Source organism: Marininema halotolerans (assembly GCF_900116235.1).
Classification (GTDB): Bacteria; Bacillota; Bacilli; order Thermoactinomycetales; family DSM-45169; genus Marininema; species Marininema halotolerans.
The window spans coordinates 319,231-339,449 of the sequence record NZ_FPAA01000002.1 but is presented as its reverse complement, the minus strand read 5'-3'; the positions used below and the strand labels follow the sequence as shown (position 1 = coordinate 339,449).

The 20,219-nt window shown below is 38.2% G+C and carries 16 protein-coding genes; all 16 read left to right on the top strand.

The genetic code is table 11. The features are described from left to right. Positions 1–27: 27 nt before the first annotated feature. On the top strand, positions 28–558 hold the full coding sequence (locus tag CHX35_RS03830; RefSeq protein ID WP_091834175.1) for an NADPH-dependent FMN reductase: 531 nt from the start codon (positions 28–30) through the stop codon (positions 556–558). A 201-nt stretch (positions 559–759) separates the two neighbouring features. Beyond that, positions 760–2,001, top strand: coding sequence for an MFS transporter (locus tag CHX35_RS03825; RefSeq protein WP_217895864.1), 1,242 nt, complete (start codon positions 760–762; stop codon positions 1,999–2,001). A gap of 403 nt (positions 2,002–2,404) precedes the next feature. Beyond that, positions 2,405–2,641: a hypothetical protein gene (locus CHX35_RS03820; protein ID WP_140413537.1), complete on the top strand. Its 237-nt coding sequence runs from the start codon at positions 2,405–2,407 to the stop codon at positions 2,639–2,641. Positions 2,642–2,790: 149 nt separating this feature from the next. Then, a complete protein-coding gene (locus tag CHX35_RS03815) occupies positions 2,791–3,042 on the top strand; it encodes a hypothetical protein (protein ID WP_091834166.1) in 252 nt (83 codons plus the stop codon). A gap of 447 nt (positions 3,043–3,489) precedes the next feature. Then, entirely contained in the window at positions 3,490–3,747 is a 258-nt protein-coding gene (locus CHX35_RS03810) for a CPCC family cysteine-rich protein (protein ID WP_091834163.1), read from the top strand. A 15-nt stretch (positions 3,748–3,762) separates the two neighbouring features. Further along, positions 3,763–4,014 (top strand): hypothetical protein, encoded by a 252-nt coding sequence (locus CHX35_RS03805; protein WP_091834161.1) that lies wholly within the window; start codon positions 3,763–3,765, stop codon positions 4,012–4,014. 45 nt (positions 4,015–4,059) lie between these two features. Further along, entirely contained in the window at positions 4,060–4,482 is a 423-nt protein-coding gene (locus CHX35_RS03800; protein ID WP_091834159.1) for a YxiG family protein, read from the top strand. Between the two features lie 229 nt (positions 4,483–4,711). After that, entirely contained in the window at positions 4,712–5,500 is a 789-nt protein-coding gene (locus CHX35_RS03795; RefSeq protein WP_091834157.1) for a hypothetical protein, read from the top strand. A gap of 307 nt (positions 5,501–5,807) precedes the next feature. Further along, positions 5,808–6,179: a hypothetical protein gene (locus tag CHX35_RS03790; protein WP_091834154.1), complete on the top strand. Its 372-nt coding sequence runs from the start codon at positions 5,808–5,810 to the stop codon at positions 6,177–6,179. A gap of 336 nt (positions 6,180–6,515) precedes the next feature. Further along, a complete protein-coding gene (locus CHX35_RS03785; protein ID WP_091834151.1) occupies positions 6,516–6,812 on the top strand; it encodes an immunity 53 family protein in 297 nt (98 codons plus the stop codon). Positions 6,813–7,529: 717 nt separating this feature from the next. Continuing rightward, complete coding sequence (locus CHX35_RS03780; RefSeq protein WP_176391869.1) at positions 7,530–16,181, top strand: DNRLRE domain-containing protein; 8,652 nt, start codon at positions 7,530–7,532, stop codon at positions 16,179–16,181. Between the two features lie 67 nt (positions 16,182–16,248). Beyond that, complete coding sequence (locus CHX35_RS03775; protein ID WP_091834145.1) at positions 16,249–16,851, top strand: hypothetical protein; 603 nt, start codon at positions 16,249–16,251, stop codon at positions 16,849–16,851. Between the two features lie 586 nt (positions 16,852–17,437). Then, a complete protein-coding gene (locus tag CHX35_RS03770) occupies positions 17,438–17,707 on the top strand; it encodes a CPCC family cysteine-rich protein (RefSeq protein ID WP_091834142.1) in 270 nt (89 codons plus the stop codon). A gap of 419 nt (positions 17,708–18,126) precedes the next feature. Continuing rightward, positions 18,127–18,585, top strand: coding sequence for a hypothetical protein (locus CHX35_RS03765; RefSeq protein ID WP_091834139.1), 459 nt, complete (start codon positions 18,127–18,129; stop codon positions 18,583–18,585). A 103-nt stretch (positions 18,586–18,688) separates the two neighbouring features. Next, a complete protein-coding gene (locus tag CHX35_RS03760; protein ID WP_091834136.1) occupies positions 18,689–19,033 on the top strand; it encodes a hypothetical protein in 345 nt (114 codons plus the stop codon). A 262-nt stretch (positions 19,034–19,295) separates the two neighbouring features. Beyond that, positions 19,296–19,922, top strand: a complete 627-nt coding sequence (locus CHX35_RS03755; protein WP_176391868.1) for a DUF3885 domain-containing protein — start codon at positions 19,296–19,298, stop codon at positions 19,920–19,922. Positions 19,923–20,219: the final 297 nt, after the last annotated feature.

Genomic DNA, 20,219 nt, shown 5'->3' with positions numbered 1-20,219 from the left:
TTTCTAAACTAGAAGGAGTGAATCATATTGGCAACGATCGTATTAATCAATGGAAGCATGAATCCTGAATCGACAACGAAACGGACACTACACTTATTTGCCAACCATTTTCAAAATCAGGGGCATGAAGCCAGTCTGATCTGTGTACAAGAAAGTAACTTACCCCTGTTTAGTTTTACCGTTCCACAGACGGAAACCATGCGTAACATCGCTGAGCAAATTAAAGCAGCCGACGCTTTTGTTGTCGGGTCTCCAGAATATCATGGTGGCTATACAGGTGCCTTAAAAAACCTACTCGATTATCAGGATGGCTCTGGATTTAAAGGGAAACCCATCGCTCTTCTTACAGTAACAGGGGGCTTGAAGTCCGGGACATTAACCTTATTAAGTTTGCGTCAAATCTTTCGCACCTTGCACGCCCATGTCATCCCAGAAGAACTTGCCATCTCCAGTAAGCATGAATTGGATCACAAGGGTCAGTTGAATGAAGAGGGTCAGGTTCGAGTTAAGGGAATGGTGGACGGACTCCTTCGTGAGTGCAATTGCCGATCACTCTGACGGGAGTGTAAATCGTTTGAACATGCCTCATACCTTGGGGTTAGGCATGTTCATTCGCGATATCACGCTTAACGTTGGTTCAAAGAGTGGTGAACCATGATCGATAGGATGGGGTTTTCGAAACAAGTAACTTTGTAAAGGAGGGGGGATGAGTTTTATTGTTTTGTGAAAATATTAGGTGAAATATAGGGGTAGACCATGTTGAACAATAAAAATAATTTATTATTTAAAAATAGAAACTATCGATATTTATGGATGGGTCAAGCTGGGAGTGTTATGGGGGATTATTTTAATCAAGTAGCGATCATGTCAACGGCATTGCATTTATCAAATTCCGTGTTATCCATCAGTTACCTTCTCATGTTACGTATGTTGCCCTCTGTCATAATCGGCCCCTTTATGGGTCCACTAGTGGATCGATTCCATAAAGTAAAGACCATGATAATAGCGGACCTGTTCCGTGGGATCGTCACCCTATCGTTTATCGTTGCTTTTTTAAAGGAAGAAATTTGGATCCTGTATGTTGGTTCATTTTTCATCGGTATACTCAGCTCTTTTTTTAATCCCGCCCGACAATCGGTACAACCTCTAATCGTGTCCAGGGATCGTATCGCAGAGGCAAATGCATGGTCGACTGCTACTTATAGCGTGATGACCATCGTTGGATCCATTCTGGGTGGAGTAGTATCGGCGATATTTAGTCCACTACTTTGCTTTATCCTTAATGGTCTTTCTTATTTTTGGTCAGCATGGTGCATCAAAGCGATCCAGTTACCTAAGAAGGGTAAGCCTGATCGACTTCCGTATCGACAAGCATTAATCGAAGGTTTTAAAGAAGCTACACAAAATCGAGTGGTTCGTTCCATCCTTTTAATCGGAATAAGTTGGGGGATTGCTGGTGGAGGATATCTAATATTAATCCCACTGTTAGGGAAAAATGTTTATCAGATGAACGGAATCGGCATTGGTTTGTTATATGGGGTAGATGGCTTGGGAGTATTGACAGGCGCTTATGTTGTAAAGGCATGTGTACGTGATCGACATCAACGGGCAGTGGTGTGGTATGGCGCTTCCTATATTGTACAGGCCGTCTTCTTTGCTTGTTTGACACAAACTTCAACCTTTTTCTTTGGTGTTCTCCTGTTATATGCCATGCGGATCTGTTCGGGGATCATAATTCCGTTGGATACGTATATGGTACAAACGTATACAACTGAATCCAGGCAAGGACGTGTGTTTGCTCTACACATGGCAACCTATGGAGGGGTTATGCAGCTCTCCTACATCGTGTCTGGAGTTGCCTATGAGAAATATGGAATCCCTCTTGTAGGTGTTGGTATCGGAGTCGTCTCCTTGCTTTGTGGCGCAAGTTGGTTAACACAATATTATCAAGGGAAGTTTACCTCCCCAAAATTAAGCATAAGGGAGGTTGTAAAATCATAAGAGGATATGGAAGATCGCGTTTGCCGACCCTCTTTTTTTAAGTCCATCCATAAATAAATGGATATAAATGGACATTTAATACAGCAAATAAAAGTGAATTTTTAATTTTTATTAACACAAGAGGGTCTTAAAATTTATTATATATATAACCACCGCAGCGGTTATGTTCGCTGCAGTGGTTATTTTTTATGGGGAAATTGACAGTCATTTTGTTCAGAAGTGACATTTATAGTAGTAGAGATCAGGTGAGAAGCGAGAAGCTTACTATTTCTAATGACGAGTAGTTCACGATAAGATGTGATTAATTCCTTAGTTAATCGCGGTTGGGCTTGAGTAGATAACTTGGATGATAATGAATGAGGTTACGATTAGGTGAGAAAGTTCGTTGAAGGGAATGGTTAGGTTGAGTAATGACAAATTTGTATTACAATTCACTCACGAAGAGGCACTCGTCCTCTTTGATTGGATTAGTAGATTGAATGAGTTGGAGGATTCATCAACAATTCAAGATCAGGCTGAAAAAAGAATTTTGTGGGATATCGAATCGATGTTGGAGAGATCACTACCAGAAGTGTTGGATCCGGACTATGAATCTCAGTTAGCGGCAGCACGTGAAAAGGTACGAGATCTTGAAGCATGACGGCAGATATCATGGGTCTGTTCGAGAAGAAAAGGATTCTATGAATCGTTTTTTAATCAACGATGTAGGGGTGGGAGCACTGTAAAAAAGCAGTGAGAGAAGATAGCGTCGCTATACTGGGTAAATATCGGTAAAGAGGAGAATCGGCGATGGAATATTTTGATCATGAGGAAATAGCGAGTGTGATCCTGTATGATTTACGGCTTTCAGAAGGGGAATTGATGATTTATGAGGGATGTATAGATTATGTATTAAAACACTGTACAGATGAACAGATTTGTGAAATAGCAGGTTGTGAAGATAAAGAAGAACTAACCATTTTTAAAAACGAATTGAGAGAATTGATAAAGAAGTATGTATGGCCACAATACTTACCAGATAAATACAAGAACGAATCTTAACAGCAAGTTTTTTCACCTGTGTATTCATTTGAGAATGCACAAGTGTTTCTTATGCGTCTACATTTGCCACGGATGTGGGGAATCCAATGTTTTAAAGAATACAAGGCGTATGATGCAAAAGTGACAACAAAAACCGATGGGTGTGCGAATAATATTTTAGGGAGAAAAAATAAGTCATAATAGATGAAATGTATACATAGTAACATGGCTTTTATTTTCAGTATTTGTAAGGGTCGTAGCTAATGAGAAAAGGGGGATCACATTATCTATTAAGCAGTTTCGTATGACAGATAGCCTGAAAACGAATCTTCTTTTTGGTGCAACAACCGATTGCTATCACCAATCATCAATTAGATTTTATGCTACTAGAGCTAGGTGAGTGTTTCACAGTTAATGAGGTAACAAAGGTCACTTTACAAATAAGTAATAGGAAGGAGAAGACAAGCGATGTTTTACCCATGCCCGTGTTGTGGTTATTTAACAAGAATTGAAGAAGAGCATGGAACATATGGTATTTGTCCCGTATGTTACTGGGAAGATGATGAATTACAGTATAGAGAACCCGATTTACCAGGAGGGGCAAATGACGAAAGTTTAAATGAAGCGCGTGTTCATTTTAAAAAATGTGGAGCATGTGCGCCTATGTTTGTAAATGATGTAAGAAAACCACTACCTGATGAAATCCCCATAAATAATAAAAAGTGAAAGGTGATTTTGTAAATGGATTATTTGAAGCATACAGAAATCGCTAGTGTGATCCTTTATGATTTAAGATGGTCTGAATCTGATTTGATGATTTACGATGATTTAATAGATTATGTAGTTGGAAAATGCACAGATGAAGAAATATTAGATATTACCGACGGGGAAAGTAGAGAGGTGCTTCTTTTTCTACAAAATGAACTTAGGGACCTAATAAAAAAGCATGTATTGCCGCAATACCTACCAGACAAATACAAGGACAAATCGTAACAGCAAGTATTTTTCATTAGCGAATGCACATAGGGAAGTGATTGGATGAAAAAGCGATTGGAGAATCTGCTTATTGAACTTTGGGCAGGGATCATCGTGGAGTATTCGATGGATCTCATGAAAAATAAAGTGGTTTTTCTTGTTGATACACTAGATAACGGGATTTTAACAAAATACGAAGCGGTCTTCGAAGAAATATTCTGTTTATGTTACATTAGGGAACCCAACCTATCAGGAGAGTATGTACCTTTTGAAGAAGGGGATATTTGTGAAATGGTTTCTATTCATTTCTCGCCAGAAGGATTAGGGAAAGAGGAACCGAGTGAGTGGGATATGTCTTATGTTAATCAATATAATCAATTCGCTAACTTTGCAATCGAACTACTTGATTCGTCTATGTTGTATATCGGATCGAAGTATATAACGATCAATGGGGAGAGGTTTGAAACGGATTCATTGGCTAAATAGTGATGAGTTTAACAGGGGATATCTCAATAAAGTAATTAATTGGAGAAAAATTTGAGAAATTACAGAAATAAATTCGTATCATATTTAAATACGAACAAAAAGAATAGAATAAAATTAGATTTAATTAGTATAAATTAAAAAATATCATAAATAAACGGAAGTGAAACGATAATTATATGGCACCGTTACGTAACCATATAATTATCGAAAGGAGATATATAAAATATATTTGAAAAAAGTAGGCATTAGATTTGAGAAAGATAATGACTTGTATTTCTCAAAAGCCGTATCAGATCAAGTTATTATAAATAATGGATATAAAGGTTTGAAAATACTTGATATAAATCTGCAGGATGTAAAGATTCTTGATATATTTGATGATATAACCATTCATCATGCTTTCATTAACCACTTAAATAAGGAAATTATCTTAGACTGTCCGGATAATAATTGTATAGTATATATTGATTTAACTTCTGGCTTTTTTAATATAATAAATAATAATAATCATAAATATAAATTCAGAGATGTATATTGTTGGTATGGTGATAATTTCATCTTATCCACTGAGGATGGTTCTCTAGTAAAGTTGAACAAAACAAATAAAGATATATCAAACATAAAAAAAATCAACTTACCATTTACATTTCAGGAGAGTCTTAAGGGGTACCGAGTATCCTATGATAATGTTATTGATTATAATCGTAAGGAAAAGAAATTGGATGTAATTAACTTTTTAGATAGAAACTATTTTTCGATTAAAATTCTTGACTATATGGATATTCATGACTTTGTAATCCGTAAAAATATAATAATTCTAGTTTCAGAAGATGAAATCCTAATCTGCAATGAGAATAAAATAATTCATAAGATAAGGCCTGAGAAACATTATATGTTTATGAGAGCAGTTTTTATAGAAAGTAAAGAATGTGACAGAATTATAATTACATCAACTGACATTAGAGACGTGCATACTAATGCCATGCATATTTTCGAGTTATCCCCATCATTTGATTAGACATTGGACATATGATCCTCAAAGGCATGTTACTTGCTCGAGGTTACTAGGAATATTTTGATCTCCAAAATTTAAATCAGCGATAATAAATAGTAGGATGTACGGATTAACAAGGGGCAGACTTCTTTGAAACCAAGATTGTTAAAATACGATTACTAATAAGGTTTAGAATTTAGGTATGGATAGGCTATAAGAATATATAAATAAGGCCTGTTCATACCTTTATAAATTAAAATCATCGGGGAAATTTATGAAAAATATAAGTTAAAAATTCATATCATGTTTCGATACGGAAAGAAAAAATGAAGTGAAGTTAAATTTAAATGGTTTGGGTTATAAAATATTTGAAATTAACGGAAATAATATCGTTGATTCTAAATCATTTTTTGAGCATGGTATCGTTAATCTACCTCAAGATCCTGTACTTTCAAAAGAAGTAAATCATGATGCATTATTAGATTCATTATTTGGTGGATTAGATGAAGGAGAATACAATAAGGTGGCTATATTTTGGAATGATGCAAACAACATGTTGGAGCATGGATTGGAAGGTCTACTGAGAATTATCACTGTGTTTCAAGTTTTGAAAGATCAAATAATGGATCCACGAACAGGTTTCTTTTCTAAGGAGACAGATCTTTTAATTTTCCTATTTGGTTCAGGAAAGAACTTTGACTAAGTGCATGATGTTATGTACTTTATTCTCTGATTTTAAATATATCATTCTGCCAATAAATTGGAGATCAGTCTCTTGATTAGAGATTATTTTTATTACTTATAAGAACCTTCACTAGCGAAGACCGGGTCATCCATATTTATTCTCTATCCTCGGGGGAAGAAGTAGATCCATAATAGCCAAAGTTTATGCTTGGGGATATCTACACGCATGCGTATTCAGCTAATGATTATGAATAAGTCAATCAATAAGGAAGATATATCTTAAATGTTTGTATCATTAAAGTAATACAAAAGAGGAATAAATTATAATATAATAGATTAAAAGGATAGTTTTTGAATGAATAACCTTAAATGGTTAGAAAAGTGGTACTTATCCCAATGTGATGAGGATTGGGAGCATATGTTCGGAGTGACAGTTTATACTTTAGATAATCCTGGATGGACCATAAAGATAGATCTTGAAGATACTGATTTAGAAAATAAAGTTTTTAGTTACTTGAGAATTGAGAGATCCGAGCATGATTGGGTGTTATGTAAAGTAAGAGAAAATAAGTTTATTGGATCAGGAGGGCCTCTAAACTTGGATGAGGTTATTTCTGTTTTTCGGAAATGGGCTGAGGAACAATCAGATTGAACCGATGATTGATTGTTCATAATTATTCGATGGAATATTGTAATCCGTGGTGATATCCACTAATTAAATAATCCATACGAGAATCAGATGGATAAATATAAAATCATGCACTGAAGTTCCCTTGTGTCAAAACTGCAACGTTTGTTAGCTGGCATGTTGAACAACTAGAAGGAAATGACTTTGAAAAGGTATTCAATGAGTTAAAGTAAAGGAAAATACCATGGGTGAAATTAGGAAATTGTACAAATATGAAATCCATCAGACCATAGACAACAATAATTTTATTGTGTGTATAAATAAAAATTTATCGAATGTATAAAATTATTTTTTTATTTATCATCCTATTTATAGGATGTTTTTTTTATTTTCATTCTTAATGTCTTGGTTATCAAGATGAAAAATAAAATATTATATAAATATTGCAAGAGTTGCTTTTGAAAATAAGTTTTCAAAAGTGACAACAAAAACCGATGGGTCTGCGAATAATATATTGTGGAGAAAAGATAGACCATAATAGATGAAATGTATACATAGTAACACATCTTTTAGTAAGTATTTGTAAGGGTAGTAGCTAAATGCAAGAAGGAGGATCATATCATCTATTAAGTAGGTTAGTAATGACAGATAGCCTAAAAACTAATCTTCTTTTTCTCCCATGAATAAAGGAATAATGCAATACACAAACGGATGTATATTTTTTGTTTAGGAGGAAAAGGGTTGAAAACGAAATGGAGATATATGATAAAAATCTGTTCGCTTTTGCTGTCCTTTACACTAATCGTTACTCCAGATACGGTGTTTGCAGCAAAAGAAGGATATTCCAGTGCTAGATATGGGATGTTATGGACAGGAAATGTAAGTACGGGTTTCTTTGACCAAGTGATAGATGGAATTAAGGGTTCGATTGATGATGTAAAGGAGTGGGTGAATACTGATGAAAAAGCGTCACGGCCACAGGAATTAACTCACTCTTTACCCGTTGTGAATAAAGTTCCAAAAGGGAAAAAACGTGCAGAACCCAAGAGGGTAAAAGAGATTATTGAGAATCGATCGGAAAAATCAAAATCGTACCGATTATCTGACGGTAGGGTGGAAGTAGAAATTAGTGAAGATCCTTTTCATTACAAGGATAAAAAAGGGAACTGGAAGAATATCGATGAAACCATTCGAAAAAGTTCCCAAGAGCCAGGATTTCAGTATGGAAACGAAACGAATACCTTCAAGACGTATTTTGGTAATCAAGCCGATCAATTTATGAAATTTAAGTCGGGAAAGTATGAGTTGAACTTTGGGTTAAATAAAAGCTCAGCGAAGAAAGTAAATCCCACAGTACACAAGAACAAGGTTTCATTTTCTAATGCTTTATCAAATGCCAAATTAGATTATGAGATTGAAAATCAATCTGTAAAAGAAAAAATATTACTGGATAAAATCCCTGAATCCAACGTTTTTACATTTCATTTAGATAGTAAAGATGTCGTAGCGAAGGAAGAAAAGGATGGTTCCATTTCTTTGATGAGTAAAGATGGAGATTATCCCGTCTTCACGATTCCAAAACCCTACATGTATGACAGTCACCCCAATGAGGATTCCCCTCATGGATACAATTGGAGTGACAATGTTACACAACGAGTCAAGCAAGTAGGCTCCGATTTAACGATTACTGTGACAGCTGATTCGAAATGGTTAAAAGATTCTAATCGGAAGTATCCCGTTACGGTAGATCCAACCATTATTATTCAGCCTACCCCTGAAAAGGGTATGGGGGGAAGCAAAGATGCGATGATCGATAGCGCTTCTCCTACGACGAACTTTAATGATTCATGGAAGCTTTCGGTTGGTTCGGACGCTAAGCAAACGTTGCGATCTTTAGTGAAGTTTGATCTAAGTGCCATCCCACAAGGTTCCATCATCGATGCTGCCCGGGTGCAACTTTACTATGACCAGCAATTTTGTAGCCAATGTTCTGGTTCCGAGGATGTGAAATTTTCCTTACACCAAGTAAAGCAAGACTGGGATCCCGCCACAGTCACCTGGAAGGAAGCTAAATCAGGAGAATCCTGGACAACAGCTGGAGGGGTGTTTGATGCGAAACCAGCATCCAGTACCTTCACGGTGGATAATACCGATTCAAAATATGCGTTCCCGAATGGTTCATGGAACCTATCATCTAATGAAAGTGGGGCCCAGGGCGGTAGCTATCATGTGAGTGCAAAAGGATCTGGCGCCGATTCTTTTACTTGGAAGCCCTACTTTTACGAAAGTGGAGACTATAAAGTCGAAGCCTTTAATGTGGGTGCCTTTGATCGAGCGACCAATGCGCCTTTTACCATTAATCATGGAGATGGGGCAACCACTAAGAAAGTTAATCAGAGGGATAGCGGGAAGACGTGGGTCAATCTAGGAACCTATCATTTTTGGCTAGGTGATACCCATAGTGTCGTTCTGAAAGATAACGCAGATAACTATGTGATTGCAGATGCCTTGCGGTTCACGAAAGAGGCCGTTGATGTTAGAAAGCCAGATGATAATAATCATTGGCATGACTTTGCGATTAAACAATTAGCTCAGAAATGGATCGACGGCACAGATCCCAACTATGGGGTACTAATTAAGGGGCAAAATGAAGCAGCAAAACTGGGTGGTGTTAACTATACCGCCAGTAACAACTACGATGAAAATGGTATTCGACCGGTACTTAAAGTGGTTTATGGTAAGCCCTCGGTCAATATGGATGAACCTACGACGATCCATGCCAATGGTGCAGAACTTCAATGGACCAAATATGATGGAGATGACTTTGTAGAGTATCAAGTGCATCGTAGTCGAAATCAAACATTCACCCCAGATGACAGCACCTTAGTAGCGCCGATACAAAATCAAAACACAGTTAAATTTCAAGATACAACAGCAGAACCTACCCCTGCTTATAACAGTCAACCCTTTGGTCAAGCTTATTTTTACATGATTGCTGTGAAAACCAAAGATGGCGAAGTGATTCCTTCACGCACGCAGTTAACACGGCTTCCTAAATCCGGTCAGACATTGAAAATATTTCAAAATGCTGAGGACACTACCCTTTCGAGTGCGCAGCCGACAAGTAACTTCGATAAAATAGGTGCGGAGCCTTGGGTAATGGCAGGAAGTAATAGTGGTACTTATGGTAATTCGCGATCACTATTTCGCTTTGATACCACATCAATCCCTGCCAAAGCCAAAGTGCTAAGTGCAGACCTCAATTTATGGGCATGGTACCAAAACAATACCGGAGGCACTGCAGCGACGTATCAAGCTCATGCTCTAAATAAAGCGTTCTCTGAAAGTGGAGCAACATGGAAGAGTAACGCAACCGGATACAGCAGTTCAGTCTTAGGTTCAGTGACCAAGATTACAAACGACCCCAAGTGGCATTCATGGGCAGTAACCAGTGCTGTTCAATCCTGGGTCAACGGTAACAACAACTACGGATTAATGGTCAAACATAGCAACGAGGATAGTTCAGCTACCAAGGAACGAGTGCTATTTACGAGTAGTGAATTGACTTCTGCTCCTCAGCTGAGACCGCAATTAAAGGTATTGTATATTGATAAAACTGCGGCAAACTCCTACTATGCTCCGAAAACCCCAACAAAAATGCTTGTAGGGTCTACGTATGATGTTGATATCACATTAACCAATGCAACGAACGATCCATGGCAGGGTGCAAAAGATCGAATCTCTTATCACTGGGCGCTGCCAGATGGTACGGACCAAACTACCAAAGATAATCAATTGGAAACGGAATTCAAGCCGCTGGATGCCAATGGAGATGAGGCAACCGATGCAGTCAATATCGCTCCAGGTGAAACGGTGACAGTACGTGCAAAAGTAAAAGCACCTGATCTCAGTGAAATTGGAAAGATTCGCGAAGGGTTCATGTTAAAGTGGGATCTGAAAAATGATGGGGAATGGTTATCTAAAAGTAGCTCCCCAGTCGCAACGCTCAATCAATATATTGTGGTGGAAGATCCGGATGGAGGCAAAAATCTAGGTTTTGAATCCAATCATACGGATTCACAGGACGTAGATACATCCAGTGAAGGGACTGCCAGTGTCAATCTTTACCGTGGGAATGCCAATCTATCCTATAGTTTATTTGATAATCCATCACGGGGCTTATCTACTGGGGTAGACCTAACCTACAATAGCTTGGATACTAGCGAATCGATTTTAGGAATGGGCTGGTCCATGTCTACGTCGAGTTTAGTACGGATGGGTAGCCCTTCTGATAACTTGGTAAAGGTAGATTCCCATGATCAAGTGGTGACGGGTGAAGTCAATCTGATCGATGATGACGGAACGAGCCAACAGTTTATCTTTGATCCCAAAACTAAGAAATTTGTCTCACCAAAGGGTTCTGACTTATACGTTCAATATTTAAGTAGTGGGACTGCGAACAAGAAATGGCTAATCACCGATGATGAACGAAATCAGTATTACTTTGATGATCAAGGCTATGTCAGTGAAATTGACGATTCAGGCGGAGAGTTTTTAAAGTATGCGTATGAAGAAAAGAAAGTAAATAATAAGCCAGAGAAGCTCCTTCGTTATATTACGGACTCTGCCAACCGCAAAACCCTGACGATTGAGTATACAGCGGATGCGAAAGTGGATCAGTTGATTGATGTGTCGGGTCGCGTTGTTCATTTTAGCTATGACCCAGAGGGTCACTTGGAAAAGTTTGTTGATGGTTATGGAAAGGCCGAGGCGAAAACTACGACCTTTTCCTACGATTTACTCTTTAAAAATGTAATTAATCGGGTGAAAGATCCGAGAGGCAATGAAACAAAATTCGACTATTATGTTGATGGAACCAATAAAGCCAAGGTTAACTCGATAACCGATCGCGATAAACAAACGGTGACATTCACATACAATGGAAATGAAAAGATTGAAACGGATGCGTTAGGTCATCAGACAAAATATGCAATGGACAACAATGGTATGCCTACATCCATTACCAATGCCAACAACCAAACGACGAAGTTTCAATATGATGCAGACCAGAATATGACGCGCATGGAGGCGCCCAATGGTGCAATAACGACGTGGAGCTATGACCAATATGGCAACGTATTGACGATGACGGATCCGATAAATAATGCGCTTTCTAACCCATCGGATCGGAAATCAGTAACCTATAAATATCAATATGCTCTGGATAATCATATTGCGGAATTGGTCAAAGAAACATCTCCTGAAGGACGTTGGGCCCAATATACCTATGATGCCTATGGCAATCCGCTCACCATTGAAGATGCAAAGGGAAAAACAACGTATGACTATTATGGGAATACGGGCCTCATTAAAACGATCACGGATGCAGAAGGGCGCGTTACCACTTATGGTGATGCCAATGCATCGAATTATGGGTACTCCGAAACGGGACAAGCCAAAATTGTAAAAGATGCCTTAGGTCAAGTGACCACCACCGAATATGGACCACGTGGTGAAGTGTTGTCCGTAACGGATGCTAAGGGAAACAAAACGACGACTACCTATGATATTTTTGGACGCATACTGTCGGCCAAAATTCCGAAGGATCAAGCGAAGGGTGAGTATATTCAATTGCCGGAACCCAAATATGACGGCAATGATAATATTGTGGAAAAAACCACACCCACCGGCGCTAAGTATCTTTACAAGTTTAACGAGAACGATGATTTGATCGAGGTAACAGAGCCGAAGGATAAATCTACCGATCCTGAAAAGAAAACAACCTATGAGTACGATAAGCTGGGTCATCTGCTGAGGGAGACAGAGCCAAAAGGGAACCTGACTCCTGATGATCCAAATGACTACGTGACCAGATATGAATACGATGATTTGTACCAACTGGTTTCCGTGAAGAACTGGAAAGGTGACAAAATCAGTTATGATTACGACAACGTCGGTAATCAGACGAAAGTCACAGAACCCAAGGGGAATTTAACTCCCAATGATCCAGACGACTATGTGACTACGATGACCTATGATTTGAATAATCGGCCGATTAAGGTGACCGATAGCGATCATAAGTCGAGTGAAGTAAAGTATGATGCGGATGGATTAATTACGCAATCCAAAGATAACGTAGGAAACATCAACTACAATCTCTATGATGAAGTGGGACAACTGATTGAAGAGCGGGACCCTCATGATGGAAACAAGGTTGCAGTAACGAAATATGAGTACGACAAAGTAGGAAATGTCGTCAAAGTGGATACACCCAAGGGCACGGATACGTTAGTTGTAGACGACTATGTTGAAAAAACGGTCTATGACAAGCTCGATCGTGTCAAAGAAGTCATTTTTCCACGGGATCCCCTCAGTGCAGATGCACGGGAATCGACGGAACAAAAAATGATTTACAACTATGATGAAAATGGGAATGTCGTATCCATCAGTACGCCTCCTTCTGAAGGGCAGAATGAACGGAATGTGACATCATTCAGTTACTTTGATAATGGATGGATCAAAGGTTCCAAGGATGATTGGAATCAGGAGACGTTCTATGATTACAATGCGGACGGGCAACAAACCGTACGGACAGTAAAGAGTGGGGATGAAACGGTTGCCCGGAAAATGATGTGGGATTTCTATCCAGATGGAAAAATCAAGCACATGGTGGATGATGGCTTACAAGCGAGTGGTAGCCAAGCGGATGCTGAGAAAAAGGACTTTGAGTACCGCTATGATGTGAATGACAATTTGATTCAAACCGATGACCACAGTAGTGATGCACCGACGGATACATTTAAGACCACGTTTAACGACCTGAACCAAGTCTCCCAACTGGATGAGATCAAGGATGGTAAGGTCAAACGAAGTGTCAAATATGCGTACGATGTGAATGGGAATGTGATCAAACAAGAACTCCCAGAGAATAACAATGAATACACCTATGATCCACTCGATCAATTAACGAAAATCAGCCATCAAAATTTAGTAGGTAATAAAAAGGCGCAGGATACCACCTATGCCTATACCGATAATGGCTTAGTAGAACGGGAAACTAAACCAAACGGTAACGTTACCAACTATTCGTATTATCCGGGTCAAATGCTTAAACAGATGCAAATGAAAAAAGCGGATGGGACCACCCTCCAACAACATGAACTTTCCTATGACCTAAATGGAAATATCACGCAGGATGCATATGTGGGTAAGGATGCGGATAACCATGCGATCAACGATGTATCAAAATATGCCTATGATGCACGGGATCGTCTAACATCCTATCAGAAGACAGGGACACACACGGACAGTGAAAGCTATGTCCTCGATGCCAATGATAATATTGTTAAAAAAGTAAAAAATGGATCGGTCACAAGCTACACCTACGACCGTAACCGACTCAAATCAGAGACCCAAGATGGAGTAGCTTCAACCTATCAATATGATGCGATGGGTCGTTTGGACAAGATTGTATCCGAAGGAAAGACCAAAGAGCAGTACACCTACGACCAATTTGATCGCACAATTGAGCATCAAAAACGAGTCAAAGATGGTTCTGCGCTTACAACAACGAAATTCAAATACGATCCGCTGGATCGAACCATAGCCAAAACCGAACAAGTCGGCACAGAAAATGAAAAAACCACCGCATTTAACTATCTGGGATTGACCGAACAGGTGGTATCCGAAGAAGTTGCCGGAGAAATTACCCGTTCCTATGCGTATACCCCTTGGGGTGAACTGCTCTCGATGTACAAGAAGGATGGGGATGAAACGTCCTATTATCAAGATAACGTCAATGACGATGTGGAACTGTTGACGGATGAAAATGGGAACATTCGGGGGACCTATGGGTATACCCCCTACGGTGAAGACGATAAACAAATGTTTACTGGCGTGGATAAGCCTGATCCGTCTCAGCCAGCCAAAGAAATGTACAACCCCTATCGCTATGGGGAGGATCGATGGGATCCGAACACCGAATCCTATGATCTTGGATTTAGAGATTACAAACCAAGTATCGGAAGATTCACCACGCCCGATTCGTTTACAGATTCAGAGGAACAATTGGAACTGGCGATGGATGGAGATAACTACAACCTTTACGCCTATGCTGCTGGCAACCCCGTAATGAATGATGATCCAGATGGACACTGGTCCCTCAAAGGAATCTACAAAAGTGTCAAAAAAGCAGTGAAAAAAGTCGCCCATAAAGTCAAAAAAGCAGTCGGATCGGCAGTAAGATCCGTAAAAAAAGCGGCTTCCCACGTGGTCAAAGCGACGAAAAAGGTATACCACTCCTACGTCAAACCCGTAGTGAGGTATGTGAAAAAGACGTATAATAGAGTAAAGGCCAAAGTCAAAAAAGCAGTGAAAAAAGCTGTAAAAAGAGTCCGGAAAGTCTACAAAAAAGTAAAGCATACGGTTAAAAAGACGTCGAAACAGATAAAGAAGAGTATCCATCAAATACGTAAACCGACAGCAAAAGATTTAAGTGAAGCGGGCCATACTGTCCTCGATGTAGCTGGGTTAGTTCCTGGTTTTGGAGAAGTTGCTGACGGGGTTAACGCTGGTTGGTATGCGCTAGAAGGAGATTATGTCAACGCGGGATTGTCTACGGCAGCGATGGTTCCTTTAATCGGATGGGGAGCGACAGGGGCAAAAGTTGGTGGAAAAGTTGCTAAAAATCTTTGCTTTGTTGCAGGAACCAAAGTGCTTACCAATGATGGCGATAAGCCGATTGAGAAAATCAAGGTGGGAGACAAAGTCCTCTCAAAGGATGAGAAGACTGGTAAAGTCGGCTACAAGAAAGTAAAGCAGCTCTTTAGACACCAAGCGGATGCGATCTACACCGTTACTGTGGGTAACGAGAAGATTCAAATCACTGCGGAGCATCCTTTCTGGGTCAAAGGGAAGGGATGGGTGAAAGCGAAGGATCTGCAACGGGGAGATCTTCTGGTAACAGATAAAGGGAAAGTTCTGCCTGTAAAGCGTGTCACGATGACACAGAAGCATGTGACCGTGTATAATTTTGAGGTAGAAGATTACCATACGTACTTTGTGTCGGATGACCATGTATGGGTGCATAATAAGTGTTCATTTGCAGACGAAATGTCACCTAGTGAGGCCAAGAGATATAATGAGTATTGGAGCAAGAGGAAGGCACCCCATTTAGGTACACCAGGAGAAAAATATCAGCATTATAGGTGGTACAATGGAAAATGGGAACGTTCTACTGTAATAAATGATCACCTAGGTAGACAAAAGTATCGAATTGATCATAATGATCATAGTATGCCCCAAGATCATTCTGCTCCTCATTTACATGAATTTGAATTTAAACCTGGATATTCATCTAAAGGTAAAGAAACCAGTTATCATTTTTGGGATTGAAATTAATGATCAAGCCCAACCTGAAAGGTTGGGCTTATTTACTACTCTAGAAGGAGAGATTGTATATATGGATAAAAATTTTTTGGATATAAAGGGAATAGGTCAATTCAAAGAAATTAGGTCTGAAAGAGAATTGAATGATCTACTTGATAATGTAGGAAGGTTTCACGATGGCTTAATAAAAGAAATTCATGTGTTAAATGATGCATTTATTTCTTCTGATTCATCAATATACTTGAACTTTCATTATAATTTACGTATGTTGATCCAAAGACAAATGAGCAATCCTTCTGCAATTGAATTTATACTGGGCAATGTGACAAATTTAAAACTACATAAATCAGAAGAGATATGGTCTTCATACTGTAAAGTATCAATAGATGAGACAAATTCCTCACAGCAAATTCTACTTGACCTTGACAATAATCGTTTTATTTGTTCGCGTTTGTTTTATCGAGATGCTTCAAATTGGATGGGTCCTGAAAGTCGGTTTGGTGAAGAGATACTTTTGAAATCACCTTTTAAAGTAGAAAAATTAGAGGGTGGATGGGTCATGTGTACTTATTGCACGGAGACTTGGCAACCCTATAATCGAACTATTTTAAAGTGTCCACGGTGTGGCGGAACTGATGAATGGCACGGCTCAAAATCTGGTCCTATGCCTTTATAACGGTAAGTGGTTGTATGGTGGTTTTCGTGCATAAGTAGAGTCTGATATATATAAATATGCCCAACGAGAGGTAAAATATAATTATTATATGAATTTTTAAATTAAAAATGGGTATTAGAAACAAAGAAGATACTTTCATAATGGTATTTTCTTGAGGGAGACTATGCCAATGAGGCCCTATCTACCGCACGATGGTTCCACTAGCCGGCAGTGCGGTGATTGCGAAAAAATATGGCACAAAGGCTGCTAGCCTATTACGGATGGTAGCTCGGCTGATCTTATAAACTCGGCCTAATTTTACTTCTACGAATGTAATCTTCCATGGATGCTTTAACACAAGGGTTATTCATTGTGAGTTTATTAGGCGGTCTACCTTTAAAGTGAATGATACTGATAGGTAGCTGTAAGCCGAGCCCCATCAAGGAATGAAGCAGACGTCCCTCATCGTGGATAACATCGATTGGAAGGCAAGTGCCACAGAGACAGGGCTTCCTCAACCAAAGATTGAAATCCCCCCCAGACAATGTTTAAACCAACAAATGGTAAGCGTTATTACGATACCCGAAATAGGAATGAAGATCATTCTATGTCTTATCCATGTCCATGCTGTGGATATTTAACAAGAAATGAAGAACAACATGGCACCTTTGGTATTTGTCCCGTATGTTACTGGGAAGATGATGATTTACAGTATAATAACCCAGATTTCCAAGGAGGGGCAAATATCGAGAGTTTAAATGAAGCCCGTGTTAATTTTAAAAAATGTGGAGCATGTGGGCCTAAGTATGTAAATGATGTAAGAAAGCCGCTAATTGATGAAATTCCATTTAATAAAAAAGGGAAACGTGATCAGTAGAGGTGATTATGTAGTAGCAATTTAACTATTCATGGCAGGTATACTTTTTAACAAAGGTATACCTGTCTTTTTTCGTCTAACCATTGTATTTGTTACTATAACGATGGTATATCCATTGAAGAGCCTGTAGAAGTGATTGAAATCGTATTAGATGGGTTTCGCGATAGAAAAGATGATTGAGTGGAGGAAGATATAGCGTATTATCGCGATCCATTGTTTGCTGGTGGTGAATACATAAAAGCTGGGTTAGTCTCCTCGAACAAATAGACAATACAAAAAGCGCGAAGTGCTAAAAGAGATTCTTAGTTTCTTGAGAGGGATCGCTTATTTAATTTACATGATAAGGTTACCGGAAAGAAACAATCGGTTACTCAAAGGGTAGCCAAAAAATCTTAGGAAGTTGGTGGAAGGTGAGTAACATGACTTCGGCAAATAGGATTGAAGTAATTGTAGATGTGGATAGTCTTGCGATGTATTCGAGCGGAAATATTGTGGGTGATATATTTATTACAGAAAAGATGAATAGCTTTCCAGATCAGTATTGGTTTGATTTTCCTATTATCATTCTAGGTTGGTGGAATAGGGCAGTGGAAAGGCTATCTAAAGCAAAAATAGGAAGTACAGAAATTCTTTATTTTATGGATGGTCCATTTCGAGTCAATGCTGCAAAAATTGAAAATAAGAAAGTGAAACTATCTTTTTTGAAATATGATAGGGTGGAGGTGTTCACCTCTATTGTAGACATGGCTTACCTGATCGAACAACTATTAAATGCCTCTCGTAAATTAATTAGGAAAATAAATAATAAAGGATGGTCGTCCGAAGATATTGAAGAGCTTCGAAGATCAGCAAAAAACCTGAAGGAATTGGCACTATAGACACCATGGTTGAAAATAGCATGCTCGAAATTCCATATGTTTTCCACCTTCCCACTTTTAGAATACAAAATGTGAGTGAAATAAATCAAAGGTGGTGTATTGGATGGAAATAAGTAAGTTTGTTATGTCCTATGATTTACACGACAGTAATGTAGAAAAGTACACATATTTGTCCCAGGAACATAAAGTTATTCTAGATATTGAATTATGCAATTGGAGACAAAGAGCTTTTCAAAAAGGGCAAAGTGAAATCACTATGAAAAGACTTATTTTTGATGACGTGGAAGATGTACAGATAGAACCTAGCAATTTGGAAATAAAAGATTTTGAGATATTGACTGTTGATACAACAATGAAAAATAGTAAGTCACTCAAAATGGTATTGCATGATGAAGGTATCATCATAGTCATGGTTATCATTGCAGGTCGTGTTTATTGGGAAAAGTAAGGGTCACCCAGGTGTTTTATAAGATAGAGTCACTGATCCAAAAGATTTAGGCGGTGAAGGTGGCTCAGAAAACGGGACAAGAATGGAGATAGGATATTTGATAAATTTATTTATAAATAATTACATTTAATTGAAAAAATTATAATAATGATGATTAGATGGATTTGAAAAGTGAACTTAAAGACATTTATTAAATAAAATATCTATTAAATGAAGTGATGAGTGATGCAGGAAAGGTTATTTAGTTATGGGAGTGTTTACAATGAAAAAAATCAATCTAGATGACTATATGGAAAATAATTTTTCTGGATTAAAATTGATGTCGCCTCTTTTTTATAACTATGAAATAGGATTAAGGTTTGAGATGAGTGAGGAAGGTATTAAAGAACAGGTATATAGCCGATCTATTTCTCTTTTAAATGAACTGTGCAAACAGGATGATGAACTTATAATAACTATATTTGTAGACAGCGTGGAAGATAATCCTCCTCCTGAAGAAGATGAGGTTATATCTTATTTTTACCGCCATACTAATATAGATAATAAAGAGGTGAAAATAGATAGAAAAACATTCCCTTATCGTTATTCTGAGCCCAGTGATACTGATTCTTGGACATTTCGATACTCTCTTCAATGTAGAACTAGTGATGTAGATATAAAAAATCTTTTAATTACAAATGCTAATCGAAGTTTCGATATTGAGCCATCATTGATAGGTAATATGTTTATAATAAACTCTTCTAAAAATATCATATTCTTTCTATATGATTATAGAGGTATGGATATCATATCTAAAAGTAAGAATCACCTTAAGGATACATTCATTAAATATAATGATTGGATTTTGGATTATGATAAGGATAGAATAAATTCGATATTTATTGATTGATATATTCAAACATCCGCTGCTAAATTGTCTGTAAGAAAGTATCTATAAGTTAATAGGTTGTTATGAAGATAGGGAGCAGTCTTTCCCATTTCCAAAATGAACTGTGAAACATGATATAAAAGTATGTATTGCCAGCAGAGTTACCGGAATACGTACCAGACAAATACAAGAACGAATCTTAAATCTAACTATCTTGCACCTGTGTATTCATTTATGAATGCACAGGTGTTTTCTTATGGAGGGATCCGTAATAAAGCATGATTGGCTTAATAAATGACTCCTTTTTAGGTCTTTTCA